General features: G+C 42.1%; 10 protein-coding genes and 1 riboswitch. Of the genes, 6 read left to right on the top strand and 4 right to left on the bottom strand.

Annotation, left to right across the window (positions count from 1 at the left end; genetic code table 11):
• Nucleotides 1-55: 55 nt before the first annotated feature.
• Nucleotides 56-1,642, bottom strand: coding sequence for a phosphoenolpyruvate carboxykinase (ATP) (pckA, locus tag BA1_RS17280; protein ID WP_008361733.1), 1,587 nt, complete (start codon nt 1,640-1,642; stop codon nt 56-58).
• Between the two features lie 228 nt (nt 1,643-1,870).
• Nucleotides 1,871-2,005, top strand: a riboswitch (SAM riboswitch).
• Nucleotides 2,006-2,200: 195 nt separating this feature from the next.
• Here pckA and metK point away from each other — a divergent pair.
• Together metK and asnB are read left to right on the top strand one after the other, a co-directional pair.
• The gene (gene metK, locus BA1_RS17275; protein ID WP_008361732.1) at nt 2,201-3,403 is read left to right on the top strand and encodes a methionine adenosyltransferase; all 1,203 of its coding nucleotides are present in this window, start codon (nt 2,201-2,203) and stop codon (nt 3,401-3,403) included.
• Between the two features lie 146 nt (nt 3,404-3,549).
• Complete coding sequence (gene asnB, locus BA1_RS17270; RefSeq protein ID WP_008361730.1) at nt 3,550-5,448, top strand: asparagine synthase (glutamine-hydrolyzing); 1,899 nt, start codon at nt 3,550-3,552, stop codon at nt 5,446-5,448.
• A 142-nt stretch (nt 5,449-5,590) separates the two neighbouring features.
• Here asnB and BA1_RS17265 read toward each other — a convergent pair whose 3' ends face one another.
• Nucleotides 5,591-6,106, bottom strand: coding sequence for a gamma carbonic anhydrase (locus BA1_RS17265; RefSeq protein ID WP_008361728.1), 516 nt, complete (start codon nt 6,104-6,106; stop codon nt 5,591-5,593).
• Nucleotides 6,107-6,151: 45 nt separating this feature from the next.
• Between BA1_RS17265 and BA1_RS17260 the strand changes: the two genes are divergently transcribed.
• From BA1_RS17260 to BA1_RS17250, 3 genes are all read left to right on the top strand, one after another.
• Entirely contained in the window at nt 6,152-6,931 is a 780-nt protein-coding gene (locus tag BA1_RS17260; protein ID WP_008361725.1) for an alpha/beta hydrolase, read from the top strand.
• A 29-nt stretch (nt 6,932-6,960) separates the two neighbouring features.
• On the top strand, nt 6,961-8,040 hold the full coding sequence (locus BA1_RS17255) for a tetraprenyl-beta-curcumene synthase family protein (RefSeq protein WP_008361724.1): 1,080 nt from the start codon (nt 6,961-6,963) through the stop codon (nt 8,038-8,040).
• A gap of 314 nt (nt 8,041-8,354) precedes the next feature.
• On the top strand, nt 8,355-9,131 hold the full coding sequence (locus tag BA1_RS17250; protein ID WP_008361722.1) for a sporulation protein: 777 nt from the start codon (nt 8,355-8,357) through the stop codon (nt 9,129-9,131).
• Nucleotides 9,132-9,178: 47 nt separating this feature from the next.
• On the opposite strand, the gene mnmM is transcribed toward BA1_RS17250, so the two are convergent.
• Nucleotides 9,179-9,754, bottom strand: a complete 576-nt coding sequence (gene mnmM / locus BA1_RS17245; RefSeq protein WP_008361720.1) for a tRNA 5-(aminomethyl)-2-thiouridylate-methyltransferase MnmM — start codon at nt 9,752-9,754, stop codon at nt 9,179-9,181.
• Nucleotides 9,751-10,716: a tRNA modification radical SAM protein MnmL/YtqA gene (gene mnmL / locus BA1_RS17240; RefSeq protein WP_008361718.1), complete on the bottom strand. Its 966-nt coding sequence runs from the start codon at nt 10,714-10,716 to the stop codon at nt 9,751-9,753. The genes mnmM and mnmL overlap by 4 nt, the downstream gene beginning before the upstream one ends.
• A 152-nt stretch (nt 10,717-10,868) precedes the next feature.
• Here mnmL and BA1_RS17235 point away from each other — a divergent pair, with 152 nt between their 5' ends.
• Nucleotides 10,869-11,144 carry a YtzC family protein gene (locus BA1_RS17235; protein WP_008361717.1) on the top strand — a complete coding sequence of 92 codons (276 nt, stop codon included), beginning with the start codon at nt 10,869-10,871 and terminating at the stop codon, nt 11,142-11,144.
• Nucleotides 11,145-11,289 lie beyond the last annotated feature (145 nt).

Below are 11,289 nucleotides of genomic sequence, written 5' to 3'. Positions count from 1 at the left end.
TTTATTTGTCTCATCTGATGGGGTCAGTCCCATCCCCTCAGCTTTTGTCTTTTGATTAGACGAGTGGTCCGCCTTTTGCTTCGATGTCACTTGCTGCATGGCTGAATTTTTTGAAATTCTTTTTAAATTCGTTTGCAAGGAAGTAGGCTTTTTCTCGGTAAGCCTCTTGATCAGCCCATGTTTTAGCAGGCTGAAGGACTTCATCTGGCACCCCTGGAATATGAAGCGGGATGTGTAATCCAAAGATGTCGTCAGTGATTATTTCAGCATTGTCAAGATCGCCTTCGATGGCTGCCTGCACCATCGCTCTTGTATGAGCCAGGTTCATTCGTTTGCCCGTACCATAGCCACCGCCAGTCCAGCCTGTGTTCACAAGGAATACTTTTGCGCCATGCTCATCAATTTTTTTGCCAAGCATTTCAGCATAGACGTGAGCAGGAAGTGGCAAGAACGGTGAACCGAAGCAAGTAGAGAATGTCGTTTCTGGTGATGTCACACCGCGCTCAGTTCCTGCTAATTTACTTGTGTAGCCGCTAAGGAAGTGATACATGGCCTGTTCTTTCGTTAAACGGCTGATTGGAGGTAAAACACCAAAAGCATCCGCTGTTAAAAAGACGATGGCAGATGGATGACCTGCGATACTTGGTTTCACGATGTTATCAATCATTTCGATTGGGTAAGCCGCCCGTGTATTTTCAGTAAAGAATGTGTCATCATAATCCGCTTCACGTGTTTCTTCATCCAGCACCACGTTTTCAAGCACGGATCCGAAGCTGATGGCTTTGTAAATTTGCGGCTCTTTTTCCTCACTTAAGTTCACACATTTCGCATAGCATCCGCCCTCAATATTGAAGACACCAGTGCTAGACCAGCCGTGTTCATCGTCTCCAATCAGCTTGCGGCTTGCACTTGCAGAAAGCGTCGTTTTCCCAGTCCCTGAAAGGCCGAAAAATAATGCGACATCGCCTTCTTGACCAACGTTAGCTGAGCAGTGCATGGATAAAATATCTTGTTCAGGGAGAAGGTAGTTCATGACAGAGAAAATGGATTTCTTCATCTCTCCTGCATACTCTGTTCCACCGATCAGAATTGTACGCTTTTCAAAAGAAACGATAATAAACGTTTCAGAGTTTGTGCCATCTGTTTCAGGATCTGCTTTAAAGTGAGGAGCAGATAAGATGGTAAAAGGCTTTTCATTTGATGATGGTGTTGATCCGTCAGGTCTAATGAATAGCTGCTTTGCAAAGAGATTGTGCCATGCGAATTCGTTTACCACTGTAATGGGTATACGGTATCTTTCGTCAGCACCCGCAAATCCTTCAAAGACAAATAGTTCATCACGTTCTTTTAAGTATGACACAACTTTTGTATATAAACGATCAAATGCGTCTTTTGAGATCGGCTGATTCACTGTGCCCCAATCAATGTTATGCGCAGAGCTTTCTTCTTTTACAATAAATTTATCTTTAGGCGAACGTCCAGTGTAGGCACCAGTTGTCGCGCGGACAGCACCTGTTGAAGTTAAAACGCCTTCATGACGTGCCAAAATCTTTTCAACAAGTTTCGGAACAGATAAATTTTGGTGCGTATTTTCTAATGAGAGCAATGACTGCAAATCTTCTTTTAAATCCACTGAGTTCATAAAAAACCCTTCCTTTACCGTTGAATTTGTTTTTGTTTCGATTAGTATAACACATTGATAATAATAGTCTATACTATTTAAATATTTTTGTGTGTGTTTTTTCATTTCTGCTATGAAAATATGCTTTTTGGTGATGTGAAAGATGAGGTAAAAAAAGAGGGGAGATAATTCCTATGAAGCATTGACATGACGCAAGGGTTTAAGATAAGATATCTTATTGAACGGATACTCTTATCCCGAGCTGGTGGAGGGACAGGCCCGACGAAGCCCAGCAACCGGTTTCTTATGAAAAAGGCATGAACATGCTGAGAAACCAAGGTGCTAACCTGATGCAAGGTACAAAAACACCTTGAGCGATAAGAGTGAAAGGCATGCGATCTCAGACCCTTTCCTCGCAATGAAGGAAATGGTTTTTTTATTTTTGGGATATCATATGAACAAATTGCCAATAACATCTCTAATATAAACGTTTTGAAATATAAGAGGGAACGAGTTCCGTATCATATTGGAGGCCTCATCTTGGGATGGTGTGGTCTTGTACAGGAGGAAATAGCCATTATGAGTCAAAATCGTCGTTTATTTACTTCAGAATCAGTGACCGAAGGACATCCGGATAAAATCTGTGATCAAATTTCAGACAGCATTTTGGATGAAATTTTAAAGAAAGATCCTAATGCACGTGTTGCCTGTGAAACTTCTGTAACAACCGGTCTCGTATTAGTAAGCGGTGAGATTACAACGTCTACTTATGTCGACATTCCAAAGACAGTACGTGACACGATTAAGGAAATTGGCTATACACGTGCGAAATATGGGTTTGATGCGGAAACATGCGCGGTTCTTACATCAATTGATGAACAGTCTGCTGATATTGCACAAGGTGTAGACCAAGCGCTTGAAGCACGTGAAGGTACAATGACTGAAGAAGAACTTGATGCAATCGGTGCAGGTGACCAAGGCCTTATGTTTGGTTTTGCAAACAACGAAACAGAAGAGCTGATGCCGCTGCCGATTTCACTAGCGCATAAATTATCTCGTCGTTTAACAGAAGTACGCAAGAATGAAACACTTGCATACCTTCGTCCTGACGGAAAAACACAAGTAACCGTTGAATATGATGAACAAAACAAACCGGTTCGTATTGACACAGTCGTTATTTCTACACAGCATGCACCAGAAGTGACGCTTGAACAAATTCAAAGCGACTTAAAAGAGCATGTCATTCGTCCTGTCGTTCCAAGTGAACTTATTGATGAAGAGACAAAGTACTTCATTAACCCAACAGGCCGTTTCGTGATTGGTGGACCTCAAGGGGATGCTGGTTTAACTGGACGTAAAATTATTGTTGATACGTACGGAGGCTATGCTCGTCACGGAGGCGGTGCTTTCTCTGGGAAGGATGCAACGAAGGTTGACCGTTCAGCAGCATATGCGGCTCGCTATGTAGCGAAAAACATCGTAGCAGCAGGTCTTGCAGATTCTTGTGAAGTACAGCTTGCTTATGCAATTGGTGTTGCACAGCCAGTCTCAATTTCAATTGATACGTTTGGAACAGGAAAAGCGTCTGAAGAAAAATTAATTGAAGTGGTTCGTGCAAACTTTGATCTTCGTCCGGCCGGCATTATTAAAATGCTTGACTTGCGTCGTCCAATCTATAAACAAACAGCTGCATACGGACACTTTGGCCGTCATGACTTGGATCTTCCATGGGAAAAAACAGATAAAGCCGACTTGCTTCGTCAGGAAGCCTTAGGACAATAACAACATACAAAACCGCTTATTTTAAGCGGTTTTCCTTTTGATTAAAAAAATTCTACAAAAAGCTAAAAATGTGAAACGAAATTAGACAAAATACGGTCTAATTATAGGTCTACTTTTAAGAAATAACATAACGTGGAGGCAATAATATGTGTGGGTTTGTTGGTGTATTTAATCACCGTCCATTGTCCGAAACTACTGAGCAGGAAGAGTTAATTAAACAAATGAATCGTCTCATCGTTCATCGTGGTCCGGATGATGAGGGTTACTTTCATGATGAGCATGTAGGATTTGGATTTAGACGTTTAAGTATTATAGATGTGGAGCACGGAAAGCAGCCGCTTTCTTATGAAAATGAAAAATATTGGATTATTTTCAATGGAGAAATTTATAACTATGTGGAGCTGAAGGAAGAGCTTGTGAAAAAAGGCTATACGTTCAGCACAGATTCTGATACGGAAGTACTTCTTGCCACATATTGTCACTATAAAGAAGAAGCAGCATCTAAGCTTCGCGGAATGTTTGCCTTTTTAATTTGGGATAAAGAAGCGCAGTTATTATACGGCGCAAGAGATCCTTTTGGAATTAAACCGCTCTATTTTACACAAATGGATGAGCAAGTGTACTTTGCTTCTGAACGCAAAAGCTTAATGGCTGTGAAGGAGGACATCCTATTTGATGAGACCGCTTTGCAGCAATATATGTCCTTCCAGTTCGTTCCTGAGCCAAATACACTTGATCAAAAGGTGCACAAAGTGGAGCCGGGTCACCAGTTTACACTGCGCCCTGGCCAAGACATTGAATTTAAGACATACTGGAAAGTCCAATTCAAGCCTGAACAAACACAAGAGCAGAAACTAATCGAAGAAGTACGTGATGCCATCTATGATTCTGTAAAAGTACACATGAGAAGTGATGTGCCTGTTGGTTCATTCCTATCAGGCGGGATTGATTCTTCTTTCATCGTGTCGGTCGCAAAGGAATTTCATCCTGAGCTGAAGACATTCTCTGTTGGCTTCCAGCAGGACGGTTTCAGTGAAGTGGATGTGGCAAAGGAGACAGCTGATAAGCTGGGCTTACAAAACTTTAGCGCTGTCATTTCCCCTGAGGAATATATGAACGAGCTTCCGAAGATCGTCTGGCATTTAGATGATCCTTTGGCTGATCCAGCGGCGATTCCATTGTATTTCGTGGCAAAAGAAGCGAAAAAACAAGTGACAGTTGTTCTTTCTGGTGAAGGAGCAGACGAGCTGTTCGGTGGATATAATATTTATCGTGAGCCTCTTTCTTTAAAGCCATTCGAATCGGTTCCAACCATGTTGAAAAAGTTTCTTCTTCGTCTGGCTCGTATCATGCCAGAAGGAATGAAAGGGAAGAGCTTTATCGTTCGGGGCTGTACGCCGTTAGAGGAACGCTATATTGGTAATGCGAAAATCTTTGAAGAGCCAGTGAAGAAAAACCTCTTAAAACAGTATGATCCGAACATCACGTATCGTGACGTAACGAAAACATACTTCGAGGAAAGTGCAGGCTACAGTGATATTAACAAAATGCAATATGTTGATATTCATACGTGGATGCGCGGGGATATCTTGCTGAAAGCAGATAAGATGACGATGGCGAACTCTCTAGAGCTTCGTGTCCCATTCCTTGATAAGGTTGTATTTGAAGCGGCTTCTAAAATTCCAGAAGAGCTGAAAACAAAAGATGGCACAACGAAATATCTGTTGCGTAAAGCAGCAGAAGGCATTGTACCAGACCATGTGTTGAATCGTAAAAAGCTAGGATTCCCTGTTCCGATTCGCCATTGGCTGAAAAATGAGATGAACGCTTGGGCGAAGGATATCATTCAAAACAGTCAAACAGATGAATACATTAACAAGGCATATGTTCTTGAGTTATTAAATGACCATTGTGCGGGGAAAGCAGATCATAGCCGTAAGATTTGGACAGTCCTCGTCTTTATGATCTGGCATAGTATTTATGTGGAACGCAGTATTGAGCCAGAGCAGTTGAATCATCAACCGAAAGAAGTGATCTTTAGTTAATGAAAAAAGGTTTTCAGCTTTGTGCTGAAAACCTTTTTTGTCATGATAGAAAGTGGTGTAAACGGGTAAAATAACAAGCGCTTCACAGTTATTGCTTAATATCCTGAAAAAAACATGATAAAGTGAAGATACACGTATGATGTTAACGCGATAAAAGGGAACGATAGTATTGTCCTTTTTCTACATATTCTCTACGGATACGATCCATGTCTTGGATATCTTCATCTGTTAGCAGTCGAACAACCTTGGCTGGACGGCCAAAAGCGAGTGTGCCTTTTGGGATGACTTTTCCTTGCGGGACAAGACTGCCGGCACCGATAAAGGCACCTTCGCCAATTTCCGCACCATCGAGAATAATGGACCCCATGCCAATGAGGGCATGTTGTCGAATGATAGAGCTATGTAATGTCACTTGGTGTCCAATGGTAGCACCATCTTCAATAAGAAGTGTTTTTCCAGGACTTTGATGCAGACAGGACAAGTCTTGAATGTTGACGTTTTTTCCAATTCTTACAGGAGCTACATCGCCTCTAATGACGGTTTGGAACCAAATGCTCGAATATTCTCCAATGGTGACATCGCCCGTAATGGTGGCGTTATCTGCGACAAAGACCGAGTCATGAATCTCAGGTGTAAACTGATGATATGGATAAATCACTTTTTCGACTTCCTTTCCTAATACAACAATTGTGAGGTGTTTACTTTGTGGACTTGGCATGCTGAAAGACCAGTTGGTACAATTGTGATTGTACATGGTGCTAGTGAATATCATGGCCGATATAAATGGCTGATCGAAATGTGGCGAAATGCAGGCTATCACGTTGTCATGGGTGACCTGCCTGGACAAGGGACATCGACACGTGCGCGAGGCCACATTCGCTCTTTTCAAGAATACATTGATACAGTAGATGAATGGATTGAACATGCGAAGTCGTTCAGACTTCCGACATTTTTACTTGGGCATAGCATGGGTGGGCTCATTTCAATTGAGTGGTTCAAGCAGTATACCCATACGAAGATTGATGGCCTTATTTTATCATCACCTTGTTTAGGTCTGCAATTTAAACCGAAGAAGCTGATGGATTTTGCGTCAAAAGGGCTAAATGTGCTGGCGCCGTCGTTTAAAGTCGAGTCTGGGCTGTCAATTGAACTAGCCACACGGAATCAGGATGTCATTGAGGCAGATTCCAATGATTCACTTTATGTGACAAAGGTGTCGGTTCGCTGGTATCGAGAGCTTGTGAAAAATATTGATGCGGCGATGCAGCCAACGAATGTCTTTCGGTCGATTCCCCTCCTCTTAATGCAGGCAGGCGATGACAAGATCGTAGATAAAACGAGGGTAATCAAATGGTTCAACGGCATTGAATCATATAATAAATCATATCGTGAATGGGAAGGGCTGTATCATGAAATTTTTAATGAGCCCGAACGTGAAGATGTGTTTAAGGCAGCAAGAGCCTTTACAGATCAGTATATTTGATTGTGAGCTTAAGTTGGGGGTGGATTGAATTGTCAGTACCAGAACGTCCTTTTGCACTGATGACGAAGGTGTATAAAGAGATTTTTCCGCTAGTTCATCAGGAGCTTAAAAAGTGGCGGGCTCATGCAGAAAAGATTGAAAACGAAGAACTGAGAACGCAGGCACTAGCGAGCATATCTAGTAAAACCTTTCACTGTGAAGGCGGGGGGATTTTATCTCTTCTAGCAGGTGAAGCGAAAGAAACATGTATTGAATTCATTGTGGCGTACCAAACAATTAGTGATTACTTAGATAACCTCTGCGACCGCAGTACGTCGCTTGATCCAAAAGATTTTCATATGCTGCATCAAGCAATGAGGGATGCGCTTGATATTCATGCGGAACTCAAGCCGTATTATCAATTCCGTGATGAGCAAGAGGATCACGGGTATCTGCATGCGCTTGTCAAAACCTGTCAGGACGTGCTGTCACGCTTAGCGCATTATCCGATCATTCAGCCGTATCTGCACACGCTGTGTGATTACTATAGTGATTTACAAGTACATAAGCATGTGGTTCCTCATGAACGTGTGCCTCGACTAGAGTCATGGTTCCGCCAATATGAAAAGGATTTGCCGGAAATGGAATGGTATGAGTTTTCCGCATGTGCAGGATCAACGCTGGGCATTTTCTGTCTTGTGGCTTATGCACTGCAGCCTGATTTTACAGAGAAACAAGCGAAGCAAATTTACGAAAGCTATTTCCCTTATATCCAAGGGCTGCACATTTTATTGGACTATTTAATTGATCAAGAAGAGGACCGGCTTGAGGGCGATCTGAATTTTTGCTCATACTACAATTCTCATCATGAGATGATGGACAGACTTCAGCATTTTATTGAAAAAGCGGATGAACAGCTGAAAGGCATTCCGCATGAGAACTTTCATAAACTAATCAATAGAGGGTTACTGGCGGTCTATTTGTCTGATGAAAAAGTGACAGCTCAAAAAGAGATGAACAAGCTGGCAAAGCGGCTCATTAAATCGAGCGGGAAAACGTCCTTCTTTTTCTATATCAACGGCAGAGCCTATCGGACCTATCAGAAAATGCCTTGGATGAAATCGTCATAAATAAGTTTAAATTCAACAGGGTGTGAGCTCGGCTTGTAGGGAAAACAATGTTTTTCTCTACAAGCTTTTTTGTTTTGTACGGTCTGGCAACAGGCGCTCGTGAGTAACATTTGTTCATTTTACACGAGGTGATGGACAGTTAACTAGTCAAATATTGTATGTGTTCACCCCCTTTCCCTAGTACAATCCTCTCATTTGCTGCCGATATAATTCTTAGTGTACAAATAGTAGGAAAAAAGTATCAATTAAATGAGTCCTTTTTCCTCCTTCTTACGTATATTTGTTGAAAAATATGAAAAAGGGGAAGATCGAGCATGTCATTCTTTAAAAAGTTTGCAGCAAGTGTAGGAATTGGTGCGGCGAAAGTAGATACTATTTTGGAGAAAGAGGCATATGAACCGGGAGAAGAAGTAAGGGGAACAGTCCATGTAAAGGGCGGGAAAGTCTCTCAAGATATCCGCTTTATTGATGTAAAGCCTAATACATGGTACAGCATTGTAAAAGATGATGAAGAGCAGCGAAAAGACACGACCCTTTATTCTGTAAGGGTGACTGAATCATTTACCATTCAGCCAGGGGAAGAGCATCAATTTCCGTTCTCGTTTATCCTCCCTATTGATACACCAATCACAGTAGGAAAAGTAGAGGTTGCTGTAGTGACAGACCTTGATATCCAAGGGGGTATTGATAAATCAGATCACGACCGCATTTTCGTGCAAGCACATCCTTGGATGAAACGTGTGCTGGAAGCTGTCGAAAATCTAGGCTTTCATCTTCATGAAGCAGACTGTGAACAAGCGCCTTACTTCAGCCGCCGCCTTCCGTTTGTCCAAGAATTTGAGTTCATACCGGTATCAGACTATTATGGCGAATTACTTGATGAATTAGAGCTTATTTTCCTTATGGACGAAGAGGGCTTAGACATTATCCTCGAAGTCGACCGCAGAGCAAGAGGACTGCGCGGTTGGCTGGAAGAGATGTATAATGACGGAGAACAGCTTGTACGCGTCCGCTTCAGCCAATCAGAGCTTGAAGGTGCACAAGAGCTTGAATCGGTGCTGGAAGAGATCATCGACCAATACGCTGAGTAATTCAAGATTGGCTCTTTCCTTTGAGAAAATAAAAAGCTCGAATCCATTTAGGATTTGAGCTTTTTTTCAATAGCTACCACAAAGGGCGGGTCGTTATGAATATTCATGTATTGATAAGATAACACTTGTACTTCTTCATGATGGAGTGATCTGCAATAATCAAGAAGTACTTCTTTTTCTTTTTTTCCTTCAGGATGACCGTGGTAAATCACAAGAACGATCAGACCGCCGGGTTTCAGCCAGTCAAGGAGCTGTTTGATGGCTTCAATGGTCGTATGAGCCTGAGTCGTGACGGTTTTATCGCCTCCTGGTAAGTACCCAAGATTGAATACTGCAGCGGATATTTGACCATAAGCATCTGCTGGCAGATGGGCAGCCATTTTTTCGTGTCCGTCGTGGATAAGGTGAACGTAAGGATATTGCTCACCAAGCCTGTTGCTTGTTTGCTCAATGGCTTCCTTCTGAACATCGAATGCGAAAACTTGTCCATCTTTTCCGACAAGGTCAGCTAAATAGCGTGTATCATGGCCATTTCCCATCGTTGCATCAATGACAATATCACCTTTTTGGCATGCGCGTTCTAACAGCTCTTTACTAAAAGGGAGCATCCGTTTTAAAATCATTTTGCCGCTTCTTCCAATCTGACGAAACGTTTGCCTTGGTAGCTGTTACGTCTTTCAAGCTCAGCATTAATGGCATTAAGCACTTCCCACTTATTTACACTCCACATTGGACCCACCATTAATTCAATAGGACCATCGCCTGTAATACGATGAATAATCATTTCTGGCGGCAGAATCTCCAGCTGATCACAAACAAGCTGAACATATTCCTCTTGGCTTAAAAACTCCAGCTTGCCTTTCTCGTATTGCTTCACCATAGGTGTTCCTTTTAAAAGGTGAAGCAGATGAATTTTAATTCCCTGCACATCTAAATCAGCGACAGCTTTTGCTGTTTCCATCATCATGTCCCGGTTTTCAAGAGGCAGGCCGTTGATGATATGCGAGCAGACACGAATCCCGTGTTTTCGAAGTTTTTGTACACCTTCTACGTAGCATTCATAATCATGGGCACGGTTGATGAGCATAGCTGTTCGCTCATGTACAGTTTGTAGACCAAGTTCAACCCATAGGTACGTTCGTTCGTTTAATTCAGCTAAATATTCCACCACGTCATCTGGCAGACAATCGGGTCTTGTGGCAATGGATAAGCCAACGACTCCATCCAGATTCATGACGGTTTCGTATTTTTCTTTTAGAACAGGAAGCGGCGCATGTGTGTTTGTATAGGCTTGGAAATACGCCATGTATTTTCCGTCTTTCCATTTGGTATGCATCCGGTCCTTGATTTCATTAAATTGAGTGATGAGATCATCTGCCCGATTTCCTGCAAAATCACCAGACCCCGCGGCACTGCAAAATGTACAGCCGCCATGTGCGACAGTACCATCACGGTTTGGGCAGTCAAAGCCGCCGTCTAAAGCGACTTTGAACACTTTATGACCAAAGTGTTCACGCAAATGATAATTCCATGTGTGATAACGTTTTTCGCTGTTTGAATATAAAAAAGGGTTATGCTGATCCAAGTCAGTAACCTCCTTGCATAATAATAGGCATCCTAAAAGTTTAACAAAAATCACGAAAGAGAACAATTGAATCTGTCCAACATTTTCTTTAGTGAAAAAGCTTTACGTGGGCAAAATAGGCGGGAGCGATGATGAAATGGAGGGATTGCAAGATGGCAACAAGAAAATCAATTGATGAATTTGTGCAAAAAAGCACTGAGACTCTTGAGTTTGCAAGTGAACAATTTGATTTGAGCTCTCGCCAAGAGCATTATAACGAAGAAGAATTTTCGAAAGCGCAGCTCATGCTTGAGGATGCGGTGAATGAATTAGAAAAATTAAAAGATGTCGCCAATGATCAACAAAGAGAGCGTTTGGACAGGACACGTGTTCAAATTCAAAGTCTGCAAAATCAAATGATTTTAGGTATTTCATACGATAACGAATGAGTACAGATCCTTCTTTTAAGGATCTGTTCAGCGTGTAGACAAGCCCTCGCATTCTTTGTCAGTCCTGCGTGCTGGTGCTCACGAATGTCTAATTAGATACGCGCCGGTCCTAGTAATTCCTAGAATGTAAATTTTATTATGTAAC

Origin of the sequence: Bacillus xiamenensis (assembly GCF_000300535.1) — a bacterium.
GTDB classification, from domain to species: Bacteria; Bacillota; Bacilli; order Bacillales; family Bacillaceae; genus Bacillus; species Bacillus xiamenensis.
Note: the sequence above shows the minus strand (reverse complement) of the source record. Positions and strands in the feature narration are given on the sequence as shown.